Source organism: Shewanella sp. K8 (assembly GCF_028823715.1).
Taxonomy (GTDB): domain Bacteria; phylum Pseudomonadota; class Gammaproteobacteria; order Enterobacterales; family Shewanellaceae; genus Shewanella; species Shewanella algae.
The window spans coordinates 44,520-60,321 of the sequence record NZ_JAPEHY010000006.1 but is presented as its reverse complement, the minus strand read 5'-3'; the positions used below and the strand labels follow the sequence as shown (position 1 = coordinate 60,321).

Annotated in this window: 15 protein-coding genes; all 15 read right to left on the bottom strand. The window is 55.6% G+C overall.

The window, feature by feature from the left end; translation table 11 throughout:
- Positions 1–131 precede the first annotated feature (131 nt).
- The 15 genes from ON072_RS04955 to ON072_RS04885 all read right to left on the bottom strand — a co-directional run bounded on the left by ON072_RS04955 (position 132) and on the right by ON072_RS04885 (position 15,750).
- Positions 132–1,523 (bottom strand): NAD-dependent succinate-semialdehyde dehydrogenase, encoded by a 1,392-nt coding sequence (locus ON072_RS04955; RefSeq protein ID WP_028779079.1) that lies wholly within the window; start codon positions 1,521–1,523, stop codon positions 132–134.
- A 337-nt stretch (positions 1,524–1,860) separates the two neighbouring features.
- Positions 1,861–2,973 carry a glycerol dehydrogenase gene (locus ON072_RS04950; RefSeq protein WP_045282513.1) on the bottom strand — a complete coding sequence of 371 codons (1,113 nt, stop codon included), beginning with the start codon at positions 2,971–2,973 and terminating at the stop codon, positions 1,861–1,863.
- 266 nt (positions 2,974–3,239) lie between these two features.
- Positions 3,240–3,818 (bottom strand): hypothetical protein, encoded by a 579-nt coding sequence (locus ON072_RS04945; RefSeq protein ID WP_306822439.1) that lies wholly within the window; start codon positions 3,816–3,818, stop codon positions 3,240–3,242.
- Between the two features lie 159 nt (positions 3,819–3,977).
- A complete protein-coding gene (locus ON072_RS04940; protein WP_028779082.1) occupies positions 3,978–5,018 on the bottom strand; it encodes a linear amide C-N hydrolase in 1,041 nt (346 codons plus the stop codon).
- A gap of 80 nt (positions 5,019–5,098) precedes the next feature.
- Entirely contained in the window at positions 5,099–5,536 is a 438-nt protein-coding gene (locus ON072_RS04935; RefSeq protein ID WP_045282512.1) for a hypothetical protein, read from the bottom strand.
- A gap of 70 nt (positions 5,537–5,606) precedes the next feature.
- Positions 5,607–6,029, bottom strand: a complete 423-nt coding sequence (locus ON072_RS04930; protein WP_101059733.1) for a DUF1801 domain-containing protein — start codon at positions 6,027–6,029, stop codon at positions 5,607–5,609.
- A 100-nt stretch (positions 6,030–6,129) separates the two neighbouring features.
- The gene (locus ON072_RS04925) at positions 6,130–6,516 is read right to left on the bottom strand and encodes an NUDIX hydrolase (RefSeq protein ID WP_101059732.1); all 387 of its coding nucleotides are present in this window, start codon (positions 6,514–6,516) and stop codon (positions 6,130–6,132) included.
- 18 nt (positions 6,517–6,534) lie between these two features.
- The gene (locus ON072_RS04920) at positions 6,535–6,843 is read right to left on the bottom strand and encodes a hypothetical protein (protein WP_144379798.1); all 309 of its coding nucleotides are present in this window, start codon (positions 6,841–6,843) and stop codon (positions 6,535–6,537) included.
- Positions 6,844–6,900: 57 nt separating this feature from the next.
- Positions 6,901–8,076, bottom strand: a complete 1,176-nt coding sequence (locus ON072_RS04915; protein WP_144379797.1) for a DUF5694 domain-containing protein — start codon at positions 8,074–8,076, stop codon at positions 6,901–6,903.
- A gap of 798 nt (positions 8,077–8,874) precedes the next feature.
- Positions 8,875–9,531: a CoA transferase subunit B gene (locus tag ON072_RS04910; protein ID WP_144379796.1), complete on the bottom strand. Its 657-nt coding sequence runs from the start codon at positions 9,529–9,531 to the stop codon at positions 8,875–8,877.
- Positions 9,532–9,546: 15 nt separating this feature from the next.
- A complete protein-coding gene (locus tag ON072_RS04905; protein ID WP_144379795.1) occupies positions 9,547–10,248 on the bottom strand; it encodes a CoA transferase subunit A in 702 nt (233 codons plus the stop codon).
- Positions 10,249–10,312: 64 nt separating this feature from the next.
- Positions 10,313–11,203, bottom strand: coding sequence for a hydroxymethylglutaryl-CoA lyase (locus tag ON072_RS04900; RefSeq protein WP_274625983.1), 891 nt, complete (start codon positions 11,201–11,203; stop codon positions 10,313–10,315).
- Positions 11,204–11,205: 2 nt separating this feature from the next.
- Positions 11,206–13,263, bottom strand: coding sequence for an acetyl/propionyl/methylcrotonyl-CoA carboxylase subunit alpha (locus tag ON072_RS04895; RefSeq protein WP_274625982.1), 2,058 nt, complete (start codon positions 13,261–13,263; stop codon positions 11,206–11,208).
- Positions 13,264–13,276: 13 nt separating this feature from the next.
- Positions 13,277–14,131, bottom strand: coding sequence for an enoyl-CoA hydratase-related protein (locus ON072_RS04890; RefSeq protein WP_261752904.1), 855 nt, complete (start codon positions 14,129–14,131; stop codon positions 13,277–13,279).
- Positions 14,132–14,142: 11 nt separating this feature from the next.
- A complete protein-coding gene (locus tag ON072_RS04885; protein WP_025009397.1) occupies positions 14,143–15,750 on the bottom strand; it encodes a carboxyl transferase domain-containing protein in 1,608 nt (535 codons plus the stop codon).
- Positions 15,751–15,802: the final 52 nt, after the last annotated feature.

Here is a 15,802-nt window from a genome sequence, read left to right as displayed (position 1 = left end):
TGTCCATTTAAGCAATCTGGTCCAGCCTGTAAGCCTTGCTTGTCAGTATCTGTGTCAGTTCATGGACTTACACAAAAAGACCCGGCCAAATGGCCGGGTCTGTCATTGATAGCTGCGTGAGTCAAGTGAGATCAGAAGGGGGCGTCGATATCCACCACATTGATCAGCTTGTGGTTGACGAACTCTTTCAGGCCTAAGTCGATCAATTCGCGGCCATAGCCGGAGCGGCGGATACCGCCAAAGGGCAGATCGGCCTTGACCATGGTGGGGTGGTTGACAAACATCATCCCGGTAGAGACTTGTTTGGCTACCGCCAGACCGCGTTGTTTGTCGGCGGTGAATACCGAACCACCGAGGCCGAAGGGAGAGTCGTTGGCAATGGCAATCGCTTCCTGTTCATCTTTGGCCTTGAGGATCATGGAGACAGGGCCAAAGAACTCCCAGTAGTAAGCCGGGTTGTCCGGGGTGACATTGGTGAGTATGGTCGGCTGCACAAAGGCGCCTTGCTCCGGCACTTTGGGGCCGACTTCGGTAGCCGTGGCACCATGCTCAACTGCTTCACGAATTTTCTGCTTCACTTCATCTGCTGCGCCCTGGGATGACAGTGGGGCCAGGGTAGTATTCGGATCCATGGGGTCGCCGGCTTTAAGCTTGGCCACACCTTGGGTATAGCCTTCCATAAACTTGTCATAGATGGCTTCCACCAGGATCATTCGCTTGGATGAAACACAAACCTGACCCGCATTCCAGTGACGGCCGAACACCGCCCAATCTATGGTTTTCTCGAGTTCGGCATCTTCCAGCACGATAAAGGCATCAGAGCCGCCCAGCTCCAGGGTGGATTTTTTCAGCGCCTTGCCGGCCTGGGATGCGATAACGGCGCCGGCACCTTCAGAGCCGGTCAGGGCCACGCCATGCACCTTGGGTGAGTTAATGATCTGTTCGATTTGATCCCGGGTGGCATACAGGTTTTGGAAGGCGCCCTGCGGCAGCCCGGCATCACGCATCAGGCTCTCAAAAGCGGCGGCGCACTGAGGCACATTGGAGGCGTGTTTCAACAGCAGGGTATTACCGGCTGAAAGCTGTGGTGCCAGGATCCTGGCAATCTGGTAGTAGGGGAAGTTCCATGGCTCAATGGCCAACAATACCCCCAGAGGTTCATTGACTAAAAGGGCTTCCCCTTCGGCGGGATCGGCCACCGGCAGTTTCTGCGGTGCCAGCAGTCTCTCGGCATGCTGGGCATAGTATTCGAGGATTTGTGCCGACAATTCTACTTCGGCCTCCGCCTCTCCAATGACTTTACCCATCTCCAGAGTCAGCAGCTCTGCATAGCGGCGCTTGCTGTCTCTGAGCAGGGCTGCAGCCCGATTGAGTATTTCAGCCTTGGTGGCGAAGGGCGTATTGCGCCAGCTCAAGAAGGCCTGGTGGGCCGATTCAATCGCCTCGGTGACTTGGGCGTCAGTGGCGTTGGGGAATTCTTTGATGAGCTCTCCCGTGAAGGGATTGATCGTTGCATATGCCATGTGTTCCTCCCAGCGTTGCAAGTAATAGGGTATTGATGCCAACTCCTGGCATCGGGTGAAAATGTTTGGATTTATCGTGGATTCCGGCCCTCAGAGGCGAGTGGCTGGAAATAAAGCTCAAACCTTTCTACTCCTTAAATGGCGATAGTTGTGTGATGAGTGTCACGCAAATCCCCGGGGTTCTGCCGGCCGGTGATTTTTAATCCTTTTTTGTTAGGTCTTTGTTTTTAAAAAACTTAAAAACATCTTTGACTAACAAAAATGTAACCTTGGGCCTTGCTGTTATTTAAAGAAGGCTGCAAACCAACTCGCGGAGGGTTTGCAGCTCTGGCTGTTGTCAGTCCTGGCGGCGATAGCGCTCGGCCATGGCGTTGGCGGCTATCATCGCCTGATAGACATCATCGGCGCTGATAGCCATAGGCATATTGCCCATGGTATCGCCTTCGGCGCAGGCGATTTCGGCGACCTTGCGCCACTCTTCTTCGCAAAAGTGCTTCAGCCCCATATCTGCCAGAGTCAGCGGCAATCCCGCGGTTTTAATGATGCGGACAACATTGTCTATTTCACTCTGTGGAGCGTTTTCCAGCACCAGTTGGGTCAAGAGGCCAAAGACCACCTTCTCGCCATGTTGGGCGCCATGCAGCTCGGCAACCGCCGACATACCATTGTTGACCGCGTGCGCTGCCGCAAGGCCACCGGCTTCGGCGCCGACACCGCTTAAATAGATGGTTGCCTCTATGGTTTGCTCAAGCGCCGGAGTGACTATCTTGTTGTTTACCGCATCCATGGCGGCGGCAACGTTTTCACTCAGCAGTTGATAGCACAGCTGCGCCAGTCCAAGGCCGGTACGCGAGGGCTTTTTCAACACCAGGTTAACGCCATCGGCCTGATAACAGGCCCTGGCTTCAAAGTAGGTGGCCAGGGCATCACCTATACCCGCGGCAAAGAAACGCGCCGGTGCGGCGGCGATGATGCTGGTGTCGGCAATCACGGCATCTGGATTCTGTGGCAGGAATAGATAGCGTTCAAACTCACCCGCTTCGGTATAAATCACTGACAGAGCCGTACAGGGAGCATCGGTAGACGCTATGGTGGGGTAGAGAACGACGGGGTGCTTAAGGTGAAAGGCAACGGCCTTGGCGGCATCCAGGGTCTTACCGCCGCCGACACCCACTATTACGTTGGAATGAGCCTGCTCAGCCAGGGCGGCAAGCCGCTGGATCTCGGCTTCACTGCATTCGTAGTTGAATTTTTCCAGTTGGTTGCTGATGCCATTTTGCTCAAGACCCGTCAGGGCTTCATCCTCAAGCCTGCCGAGAATAAACTCATCGGCAATAATAAAAGCATTGTCGCCGAAGTCATGCACATATTCGTGCATTTGCGACAATAAACCTTTGCCAATAATGAACTTTTTGGGAGATGTGACGGTACGTGGAACTGCTGTGCTCATATGGCCTCCATTACATTCAGACTCGGATCCTTGTTCAAAGAGACTCTATCACAGCCAAGATTTAAAGCTATGGCGCAACTGTCTGGTTTTTGTTGTGTTGGTGGCAATAAAAACTGGCTTTTGGTTTGAATGGCTAATTGAATAACTGGGATTTTTCTTTTATCTGGTGAGTCTGTGGCGCCAGTGGTCAAGTCCTTGGCGGGCAAGGGGAGAGCGGCGGCAAGTTGTTTGCAGCCACCGTCTTTTGCAGGAATGACGTTCGGCCGCTATCCATTTCCTTTAGGAGGGGATTGACGGCATTGGTTCAGCAGGGTTTGCAAGTGGCCACCGAGCTGCTGATCCTTGATATCAGTGCCGTTTTTCAGTAGCTGTTCGACATCTGCCAAAGCCTTGTCTATTCCCTGGGATTCGATAAGTGTGCTGACATAGGCGGCGAGATCCGCTCCCTTATTCAGCAGTGCGGCTGCGTTTTCAAAACTAAAGCCCTGCTCAAGTAATTGCTGAATTTGGCCGAGCAGCTCGCTGACCCTGGCGGGCTCGGCCAATACGCCATCGACCTGGATCAGCTCACCAAGCGGATCGCGGCTGAGCTTTTCAGCGACGCAGGCGGTTACCGAGCTGACCTCGGCGCTGCGATTGATGGCCTCCAGACCTTGAGAGCGGATCTGCTCAATGGCTTGTTGCAACTCTTGATCTTTGGCGAGCCACTGCTGCTCCAGTTGCGCCTTTTCATCTGCGGCAAACCAGCCGCAGCCGGAGAGTGTGCCAAGGGCCAGGGCCGAAAACATCCAGAGAGCGGTTTTGGGGTTAGGGAAATACTTGCCTAAGGTGTTGGCTAGCTTCATTCACAGGACTCCTGCAAAGATTCTCAGAGTTCACAGTATCCGCCATCAGCCTTAAGCCGGGCTGAACAGCTTTGAGTCCTTGATACGGTTTGCGCGAACGCAGGCTCGGCAGTGAGGTCAAAAAGATAGACAGGGAGCCTTGGCTCCCTGCCTTAAAGATTAAAGCCCGGCGAACGTAAAGGGCTTGGCCGTGACAAAGTCCGACAGCGCGTTACCTGAGTAAATGCTGTTGTTGTTGATGGTCAGCTTTTTCACATCTTGCTGTTTATTGAAGTCGATGCCCTTCATATCGACCCAGAAGGTGTTGGGGGTTAAGGCGGTTTCAAAGTAATACACCCGATTTTTATGATCCGAGACCGAGCGCCAACGGGTCGAAGAGATATTCGGTTCAGTCTCGGAAGCTATACCGAAAGGCACAGAGGCGTTACGAATGACGCTGAAGGCGCCGGCAACCGCCACCCGGGTATTGGCTGTCTTGGGAATGGCATCCATATAGAAAGAGGCCCTGACAAACCGGTCGGCGGCGCGGTTGGTTCCCGGCAACATGGTAAAGCCGCCAATCTGTTGCCAATACTGGTTCAGTGCCAGTTGCTGCTCGAAGATGGGGGAGTTGGTCATGACCCGGTACTTTTGGTCGTGATGGATCACCAGCTTGCCGTCTATGTACTCGAATATGGCACTGTCACCGGCGGCATCGGAAATCGACAGATGCAGGGTGGCAAAACGTTGGGTACCGGGAATATTGGCGGAAACCACTACAAAAGGCTCGGCTCTCAGTGCATCGACGGCTTCGGCGACAGTGGCAAAGTTATCCAGCACATATTGCACCCAGGCAGCGACCGACAAGCCTTTTCGTTTACCCTGGTACTCGGGATAACTCGACTCTGCCAGCCATAACAGATTGGCCACCAGGCCCTTCTCGTTCATGCCGTCGGTGCTGGAGATATCAAAGGCGCTGGTGACCAGGCTGCCGTAGCGTGAAGTCCAGGTGACTGAGTTGTCGCCGACTGCCCCATGGCGCTGCATGCCGCGGGGAAACAGCCACAGGCTCGCCGGGATTTCGTCGCGCCAGTCCATGGAGCGGGCGGTGATCACCAACTGCTCTTCGCCGTGATAGACGGCGCGGGTGCAGGCCTGCGCCGTAGTGCCGATAACCAGCATGAAGGCGCTGCTGATTAAGGTGATGAGTTTCCGATTCATAGTGACTTCCCTGTTTGATTGCTAAAGAGAGTTAAAGGTGTTGAACGCGTAATGGCAAGCCGGGTTGTTAATCCTGGCAATTATCTCAAGTGAAACAGCGCCTCCAAACCTGGGTTTTCTGTGTCTTCCCCCGGATGATACAGGTAGCAGCTGATGCGGGCATAGTTATCCAGATCGCCGCGCCACAGGCAGCTGGCTTCAATATCCCGCTCTTGTTGCTGAAAACGGATCCTAAGCACCTTGGCATCGCCGTTCAGCACCGGCTCTATGGCTGCTGTTCCTTGAATGCTTAAGCCTTCTATCTCCCGGCGCACCTTAAGTTCGCCGTCCTGCTCATAAATGCTCATCTTGCCCGTGTAGCTGGCATCTGAGTCAATGGCTTTGCCAACCAGCTGATAATGGCCCTGCAGATACTGCATAAAAAGCTCATCTACTTCGGCAAATGCCGCAGGCGCCAGGCAGAGGGAAAACAAGGGGAAAAACAATAGTGCCAAACGGCGAATAAACGGGTTATTCATTGACCTTCCTTAGATTTGTATATCTATAGCTATAGCTTGGTGCATCTTTGCTGCCGCTCTAGCAGCCCACTTACCGCTTTGATTGTTTCAGGGCCTTGTTGTGGTTGAAGTCGGCAGCGGCGCTTATCAGTGCCTTGAAAGCCGTTTCATCCAAGGATTGGCCCTCGGTAATATCTATGGCTCTACGCTGTTTGCCCTCAAGACCTGCATTAAACAGCTTGTGGGGATCCGGCAGCGAAGCGCCATTGGCAAATGTCAGTTTCAATTTGGCTTTGTATGACTCGCCGGTACAGAGTATGCCTTGGCTTGACCATACAGGTACGCCGGACGGGTTCGTTGGCTTTACCCATTTGCACTCTTCAACTACCTCGGGAATAGCTGCCTTGATAAGTTCGCGGATATGGCCAAGCATCTCGGCGCGCCAGCCGCCCAGGGCGGCAATCTTGTGGTCGATAGAAACACTACCGTCGGTTTGCTGCAATTTTTTGTCCATTTGTGTTCTCCCTGGCTCGCTTGCGAGTGCGAGCCTGACTCTGTGTTATCTGGCAGCAGGATAGACCAAGATGGACAAAGCTGCTCCAGCGAACGTCGATTCAATGGTCGCCAAGCAGTCTTGCAATCGCCTGCTGCGCCGCCGGTGCACACTTGATGATACCCACCATGTCTATCCAGTCCAGGCTTTCTATCTCGGCGGCGGTAATGATGTCGCCACTAAAGCCCGCGCTGAAACAATGCATGGTCAGCTCAGTGTTCTCGAAGCCGAAGGCCTTATCCGTAATGCTGAACCTGTGGCAAATGGTGTCTTGCTGCAGATTTATGCTGAGCTCTTCCTTCAACTCCCGAGTCAGGGCTTGTTCAAGGGTTTCACCCGGTTCAGGTTTGCCGCCGGGAATAAAGTACTTATCTTTGCCCTTGGATTTGACACACAAGACTTTACCGTCTTTTTCATGTAGCCAGGCTACACTTTGCAATTGTTTCATGGGGTTCCTTGTTTACAACTAAAACCAAATCAATAACTGCCAGACTTTCCTCAGCAGACTCGGGAATAGTCGCGGCAGCAACAGCGCCGTCAGGGCAAATACTGCCAGTGTCAGCCACCAACCCTGGCTGCCGATAAAGGCTTGGCCGTTGCTCCACAGAGCCAGATGTTTATTGGTTGCCAACCAAAGCAGCACCGCGGTCGGCACGGCAAACACCAGAGCGGCCAGTTGCCCCATGAGCAGGCCAACAAGCCAACCGGAGTGGGTCTTGCTGCGCGCAGTTGATGACCCTCTGCCGCAGTTTCTATTTCGTGAGCTATGTTTCATGGGCGATGCTTTATTGATCGTGTGTTTTGGACAGTTCATGCTCTCTATCTTTGTTCTTTATCTTTGCTCTTTATATGAGAACAAGTGCTGTGGTGATTGCCCCTTTGATGTCTTTGGGGCGGCAAAATACTGCTGCGGTTGGATTAGTTTAACCCCCAACATATTGGCCAAATACTGCTCCAGAAACACCTTGTGACTGGCACCGACTATCACCAGCACCCGGCCTCCAGGGTTAGCTGCCACCACGCGCATGATGTGGGAGCTCATGTTGAGATTGCGTATCTCCCAAAGGGCAACCCGGGAGAGCGCTGCATCCTGGGTTAAATCTTTATCGATAAACAGGTTCCACTCCTGGTCAATGACGGCCCTCTGGTACTCCTGGCTGTTTAACCAGGAAAAGAGCGGCAACCAGTTGCCTGTCTCAAGCGCCTCTGTCTTTAGCCTTTGTGGCTTGTTGATATAGTCGCTTTTGGCCAGAGCGGCGGCATGAGGCGACTGATTGTAAGACTCCAGCAGCCGTGCTTCGATGGGGCGGTAGAGATCTTTATCCAGATGATCATCTATCGGATAAATGCGCTTGAGCTTCAGTGCCATGGCCAGGTTGTTGCCAAGGGTGTTTTTCTCGTTATTGCTCGCGGCAAGTTGCTCCAGATAGTGCTGCAACTCGGTGGAAATCGTTGGGCTCGCCGCGGTTTTGTCCAAATAATGCCAGTGCAGCAGGGCTATCTCTTTGTGATAGGCGGCAGCGGCCAACTTGATGAGCCTTGCTCGCTGCACAGGTTCAAGGCTGGTCTCGTCCAATAAGGGCTCCAGACTCTCAAGCGCCTTTTGCGCCGAGAGCCGCAACTCCTGCTGCTCCTTTATCGCCAGCGCAAGAAATCTTTGTCCCACAAAATGATCCAACACAGTTTGATACTCGCCTGAGCCGTTGATCATGGTGGCGATATCCTGTGGCCGCAGTGACTCTACCGCTATGGCCGTAGGCTGGTAACGGGAGAGTGGCTCAAGGATCGAGGACAGAGAGCAGCTGTCCAATTGCTGTTTGATATTGCTCAGGTGCAGGCTGCCAAGCACCATCACCTGGGTTTGCAGCTTACTCTTGGCACTGAGTTGTTGCAGTGCACTCTTTGTACTCTCTGTGCCTAAAGCGGCAGCTTCTGTGGCGGTTGCATGAACTTGGGCAATACTCGATGCCGCCAGGCAGGCAAGAAGAAGCAGTACTTTGGTGGCCAAATTGAGTCTCCAAATTATGATTGTTTTTTTACCCTATATCCGTGTTGGATACGAGCGGCGCCGGACTAAGGGGGCTTTGCAACATCGGCTGGGCAGTATTTTGGGGTTTCACTAAGAGGGGAGAGAGCCCGACTTTCCCTGTCGCATGCAGCTGCCTGATGTAACAGGCAGAGAATTGAGCCTTAGTCGTAGCATCCAAGCTCTAAAGTATAAAAGCGTTAGCCGCTCTTGACTGGCGTCAGATTCGCGTCAAGCCATCCATTGCCAATGCCGTTTCAGGTTAATGGATAGCCACTGTGTATACAAGAGGGGATACAAGAGGGGGAATACAAGAGGATATAAAAACTGTGGATGCTGGTGGGACAGAACAGTGAAGCTATAAGACTCAGTTAGTGCATTTATTTTCTAAGCGCAGGTGGAACTTTGCCCCTCCGAGGCATGGAGAGTAACGCATCGCGTTGGCTACGAGCTAGAGGCATGGACGCCGAACTGGCTCATACTCAGGGAAGTGTATGGCCGAGACATAGCCTCGAGGGATAATGAGCCAGCTCACCCTCCTTGGTTCGTGCTCGAAAGCACCTTGCTCTAGCTACGCAACTAGCTATGTAACTAGCTATGCAACTCGCGCCATGTCACAGATGTGCCTGTGCGAAAATTTGCGGCAGGTAATAGGAAAATCCACCGCCGTAAGCCCTGCAAGTGTTGGTGGGGGGAATTGTCCCTGTTGACTGAATACAAAAACACCCGCAACGGCGGGTGTTTGGGATATCACTTCTCTGTGAGGGCAAAGGGTCTGATTTACAGTGCCATCTCTGGCACATGTTCGGGGACGATAAGCTTGCCGGCGGTTTTGGCAACTATCTCCTCGACACTCACACCAGGTGCCCGCTCCAGCAGGTGGAAGGCGCCGTCCTTGATTTCGATAAAGGCCAGGTCTGTCAGTACCCGCTTGATGCAGCCGTAACCCGTGAGCGGTAACTCACATTTGCTCAGCAGTTTGGAGTTGCCGTGTTTGTCGGCGTGCATCATGGTGACTATGATATTGTCGGCGCCGGTCACCAAGTCCATGGCGCCGCCCATGCCTTTAACCAGCTTGCCGGGGATCATCCATGAGGCGATAGAGCCTTCGACATCCACCTCGAACGCGCCCAGTACCGTGAGATCCACATGCCCGCCACGGATCATGGCGAAGCTCTCGGCGCTGGAGAAGAAAGACGCGCCCTTGACGGCGGTAACGGTTTGCTTGCCGGCGTTGATCAGATCCGGATCGATAGTGTCTTCGGTGGGGAATTCACCCATCCCCAAGAGGCCGTTTTCCGATTGCAGCATCACCTGCATGCCCTCGGGGATATAGTTGGCCACCAGAGTCGGGATACCTATCCCCAGGTTGACGTAGTAACCGTCTTTGAGTTCCTTGGCGACGCGTTGGGCCAGTTGTTCTCTTGAAAGTGCCATTTTGCTCTCCTGCCCTTATGCCTGTTTGACTGTGCGCTGTTCGATACGCTTCTCGAACACACCCTTGATGACGCGATCCACATAGATGCCCGGGGTGTGGATATGATCCGGGTCCAGCTCACCCGGCTCGACTATCTCTTCCACTTCCACCACTGTTATCTTGCCGGCGGTGGCCATCATGGGGTTGAAGTTGGCGGCTGTCTTGCGAAATACCAGGTTACCCATGGTATCGGCCTTCCAGGCGCGGATCAGCGCGAAGTCGGCGGTCAGTGCCTCTTCCAGCACATAGTGGCGGCCATTGATTTCGCGGGTCTCTTTGCCATCGGCCACCGGGGTGCCGTAGCCAGTGGCGGTAAAGAAGGCGGGGATCCCGGCGCCGCCGGCACGGATCTTCTCCGCCAGAGTGCCTTGCGGAGTGAGGATCACATTGAGCTCGCCGCTAAGCATCTGCCGCTCAAAGGTGGCGTTTTCACCCACATAGGAGGCGATCATTGTGCTTATCTGCTTATGTTGCAGCAGCAGCCCCAGCCCGAAGTCGTCTACCCCAGCGTTGTTGGAGATGGCGGTCAGGCCGCTGACACCCAGCTTGACCATTTGATTGATAAGGCCTTCGGGAATGCCGCAAAGGCCAAAACCACCCACCATGACTGTCATATCATTGGTGAGACCTGTGAGCGCTTCGTCGTAGCTGCCGACGACTTTATTGAGTCCTGCCATAGTGATGTCCTTGCTGTTTATTATCTGTCGTTTTACTGCTTATCTGTTGTGCCACCTGGAGGCCTTAAGCTCCCAGGGCTCTGGCCACTTTTGAACTGGTTTTCCGGCCAAGCTGCTGGCTTATCTGCCGTCCGGCCTGGGCCAGTTTGTTGAGATCTATGCCAGTGTCTATACCCATACCATGCAGCATGTAGACAAGATCTTCACTGGCCAGATTACCGGATGCGCCTTTGGCATAGGGGCAGCCACCGAGTCCGGCGACCGAGGTATCTATTACACTGACGCCGGTTTCCAGGCAGGCGAGAATGTTGGCCAGCGCCTGACCGTAGGTGTCATGGAAATGTAGCGCCAAGCGCTCTACCGGTACGCGCTCGGCCACGGTTTCCACCATTTTTCGGGCCTTGAGCGGTGTACCTACACCTATGGTGTCGCCGAGGGATATTTCATAGCAGCCCAATTGATGCAGAATGTCGGCGACCCGAGCCACTTCTGCCGGGGCGATTTCACCATCATAGGGGCAACCCAGTACGCAGGAAACATAGCCGCGAACCCGAATGCCTTGCTCCTTGGCCCGGCTCAGCAGGGGCTCGAAGCGGGCGATGGACTCTTCGATGGAGCAGTTGATGTTCTTCTGGCTGAAGCCTTCGGAGGCGGCGGCAAATACCGCCACTTCATCGGCGCCGGCATCCAGCGCCAACTCCAGGCCCTTGAGATTGGGAGTCAGGGCGCTGTAGCAGACGCCGGCGCGGCGTGAAATGCCGCGCAGCACCTCGCCCGAGTCTGCCATTTGCGGCACCCACTTGGGCGACACAAAGCTGGCGGCTTCGATGCGCTTCACCCCGGCATCGGCCAAGGCTTCAATCAAGGTTATCTTGGCCTGAGTGCTGACCGAGGTTTCATTTTGCAGACCGTCTCTTGGGCCCACTTCAAACAGGCTTACCTTGGGAGGCAGCATTTTTAAGCCTCCTTAAGTTGTTCGCTGAGCTCCAGCAACTGGGCGCCATCGCTGACCAGTTCGCCGGGCTGGAAGAAAAACTCACTCACAGTGCCATCGAAAGGCGCGGCTATGGTGTATTCCATCTTCATCGCTTCCATCACCATCAGCCCTTGGCCGGCCTTAACGCTGTCGCCCACAGCCACCAGATGGGTGACTATGGTGCCGTTCATCGGCGCCTTGAGCAGATCGGCGTGGTTGGCCTGCTCCTCTTCCAGCTCATTCTGAATGGCGCGGAAATGACAGGCACTAAGCTCGCCGGAGCGGCCAAGCAGGGTAAAGTCCATGCCCTGGCGGCTGATTCGCTGGCTGCTGATATGCCCATCGACCACACAGCGAAGCGTGTCACCACCGGCCTCATCTGTGCTCAGCTCGCCTTCGATAACCAGGGTTTGGCCATCCAGTGTCAGTTGCCAGCTATCGGCCTTGGCCAGCTCAGTCAACTGCAGGTGATGAATATGGTGTTCATCGTCCATCAGGGCGATATCGTGGCGCTTGGCGCTGTTGAGTCTAAAGCCACTGGCGCTGCCCCAGGGCGAGGAAGGGTCCTGACTGTTTGCCTGTTTGGCCCGGGAGTCGCGTTTGCGCCACAGCATTTCATACAGTGCGGCTTTGGCCAGCAGCTGCAAGGGCAGAGTGCTGTCTTTCGCTTGAGGCAGCAGCTGTGCTTGATAGCGCTCAATAAAATCTGTGCTGAAGTCGGCGCCGGCAAAGGCCGGGTGAGCGGCGATTTTTCCCAGGAAACCGATATTGTGTTTCAGGCCGGTGAGCTGGAAGTCATCCAAAGCCCTTTGCAGGCGCTGCAGCGCTCTTGGGCGTGATTCATCCCAGACAATCAGCTTGGCTATCATGGGGTCGTAGAAGTTGGAGATTTCATCACCTTCACGAACCCCCGAGTCGATACGCACATGGCGCGATGGCTTGGGCTCGCGCAGGAAGTTGAGCTGGCCGCTGGCGGGCAGGAAGTCGTTATCCGGATCTTCGGCATAAATTCGCACTTCAAAGGCATGGCCATTAATGGCAACTTGCTCCTGAGTGAGGGGCAGAGGCTCTCCGGCGGCGACCAGCAGCTGCCAGTGCACCAGATCTGTCTCTGTCACCAGCTCGGTAACCGGGTGCTCTACCTGCAAACGGGTATTCATCTCCATAAAGAAGAAGCTGCCGTCTTCCTCTGTGGCATGGGTGTCCAGCAGAAATTCGACCGTGCCTGCACCCACATAGTCGATGGCGCGGGCGGCCGCCACGGCGGCTTCACCCATGCGGCGGCGCAGGGCGTCGCTGAGGCCGGGGGCCGGCGCTTCTTCCACCACTTTCTGGTGGCGGCGCTGAATCGAGCAGTCCCTGTCTGACAGATAAATGGCATTGCCCTGGGTGTCGGCAAATACCTGCACTTCCACATGGCGCGGCTGCTCCAGGTAACGCTCCATCAACAGCTTGTCATTGCCAAAACTGGAGGCGGCTTCACGGCGGGCCGAGTCGATGGCCGACTTGACTTCCGTCAGGCTGCGGACAATCCGCATTCCCTTGCCGCCGCCACCGAAGGCGGCCTTGATCAGCAGCGGGAAACCGATTTTTTCGGCTTCACTGAGCAGCACTTCATCGCTCTGGTCATCACCGTGATAGCCGGGCACCAGCGGCACTCCGGCGCGGCCCATGATGAGTTTGGCGGCGCTCTTGCTGCCCATGGCTTCTATGGAATCGGCCTTGGGACCGATAAAGGCGATATTGGCCCGTTCACAGGCGGCGGCAAAAGCGGCGTTTTCCGACAGAAAACCATAACCCGGGTGGATCGCCTCGGCGCCACAGGCCTTGGCGATATCGATAATGGCATCGCCCTTGAGGTAGGAGTCGGCCGGCGCCGAGCCCCCCAGATAAAAGGCTTCATCGGCCATGGCCACGTGGGCGGCATGGCGATCGGCATCCGAGAACAGTGCAACAGTGCGTACACCCAATGACCTGGCGGTACGTATGATGCGACAGGCAATTTCGCCGCGGTTGGCAATCAGAATCTTGTTGAACATCTTACATCCTTCCTTAGTCACGGCGCTCTGGCGGGTTCGAGCTATTGCCTGGATTGCAACTGGAGTTGCTGCCCGGATTGTTACTTGTGCCTTGCCAGTTCGGCGGGCGTTTTTCGAAAAAGGCGTTCAGCCCTTCCTGGCCTTCAGCAGACACCCGGATCCGGGCGATGGCCTCGCCGGTGAGCGCCAGCGTCTGTTCATCTATCAGTCCGTGGCGGATATCGCTTATCAGCTGTTTGCACCAGTTGAGCGCCTGCGGGCTGTTGCCCAGCAGTGACTCGATAAGGGGCGCTGCGGCGGCCTCGAGATCGTCTGCCAGCTGATGCACCAGTTGCAAAGTCTTGGCGGCTTCGGCATCGAAACGCTCTGCGGTCAACATATAGCGTCTCGCCTGACGCTCGCCCATGGCGCGGCGCACATAGGGGCTGATGACCGCCGGGATCAGGCCAAGCTTCACCTCGGACAGGCAAAAGCTGGCCTTGGGCGTCGCTATGGCGATATCGCAGCAACACACCAGCCCAAGCGCCCCGCCAAAGGCCGCACCCTGTACCAGTGCCAACGACGGCTTGGGGAATTGATCCAGAGTGGCCATCAACCGGGCCAACTCGGCGGCGTCTTTGAGGTTGTCGTCAAAGTCCATCGCCGCTTGTTTGCGCATCCAGTTCAGGTCGGCACCGGCGCTGAAATGTTTGCCGTTGGCTTTCAGCAGCAGCACCCGGCAGGCGGGATCCCGGGCCAGGGACTCCAGCGCATGAATGAGCTCGGCAATCATCACTTCATCGAAGGCGTTGGCCAACTGCGGGCGATTCATCACCAGGGATGAAACGCCGCGGGAGTCGGTGGTTAAGGTCAGATATTGATAATCCATACCGGCCTCCATTACATGCGGAACACGCCGAAACGTGTGTCCTCTATGGGCGCATTCAGCGCCGCCGACAATGCCAGGCCGACTACATCCCGGGTCTGGGCCGGGTCGATAATGCCGTCGTCCCACAAACGGGCGCTGGCATGGTAGGGGTGACCCTCTTTATCGTACTGGGCTATCACCGGAGCCTTGAAGGCGGCTTCTTCCTCGGCGCTCATGGTCTGGCCCTTGCGGGCCAGGCCGTCTTTACGCACTGTGGCCAGCACTCCGGCGGCCTGTTCGCCCCCCATGACTGAGATGCGGGCGTTGGGCCACATCCACATCATGGTGGGTTCAAAGGCGCGACCGCACATACCGTAGTTACCGGCGCCGTAGGAGCCGCCGATGATCACGGTAAACTTGGGCACAGTGGCGCAGGATACTGCGGTCACCATTTTGGCGCCGTGTTTGGCTATGCCTTCATGCTCATATTTCTTGCCGACCATAAAGCCGGTAATGTTTTGTAAAAACAGCAGCGGGATCTTGCGCTGGCAGCAAAGCTCGATGAAGTGAGCGCCTTTTTGCGCCGACTCGGAAAACAGAATGCCGTTGTTGGCCACTATGCCTACCGGGTAGCCATGAATACGGGCAAAACCGCACACCAGAGTGGCACCGTAACCGGCCTTGAACTCGTCGAAGTCCGAGTCATCGACGATGCGGGCAATCACTTCTTTGACATCGAAGGGCTTTTTCAAGTCGGTGCCGACTATGCCGTAGAGCTCATGAATATCGTACTTGGGCGGCTTTACCTGGCTCAGAGTCTGGGCAATCTGTTTTTGGTGATTGAGGCGGGAGACGGCATTGCGGGCCAACTCCAGCGCGTGGTCGTCGTTTTGCGCCAGATGATCGGCCACACCGCTTATCTTGGTGTGTACCTCGGCGCCGCCGAGTTCTTCGGCACTGACCTCTTCTCCCGTGGCGGCTTTCACCAGCGGCGGGCCGGCCAAAAAGATGGTGCCCTGTTCACGGACAATAATCGATTCATCCGCCATCGCCGGCACATAGGCGCCACCTGCGGTACACAGGCCCATGACCACGGCGATTTGCGGGATCCCTTTGGAAGACATGCGGGCCTGATTGAAGAAGATACGGCCGAAGTGATCCCTGTCCGGGAACACTTCATCCTGGCGCGGCAGGTTGGCACCGCCCGAGTCCACCAGATAGATGCAGGGCAGGTGACAGCGCTCGGCTATCTCCTGAGCCCGCAGGTGTTTTTTCACCGTTAGCGGATAATAAGTGCCGCCTTTGACTGTGGCGTCGTTGGCGATAATCATGCACTCGACTCCGCTGACCCGGCCGATTCCGGCTATGATGCCGGCGGCGGGCACTTCTTCGTCATAGACTTCGAAGGCAGCGAACTGGCTCAGTTCCAGAAATGGCGAGCCGGGATCCAGAAGTTTCTCTACCCGGGTGCGCGGCGCCAGTTTACCGCGAGACAGATGGCGCTCCATGGCCACAGGGCCACCGCCTTCGACTATCTTGTTGAGCTTTTGTTGGACATCGGCCACCAGGTGGGACATGGCGGCTTGTTTTTCCCTGAATTCATCGCTGCGGGCGTTGATTCTACTGCTGATTTGAGGCACGGCTTGTCATCCTTTTCGACTGAATGGGGGAGCGTGAAGGGCCGCTTGAACG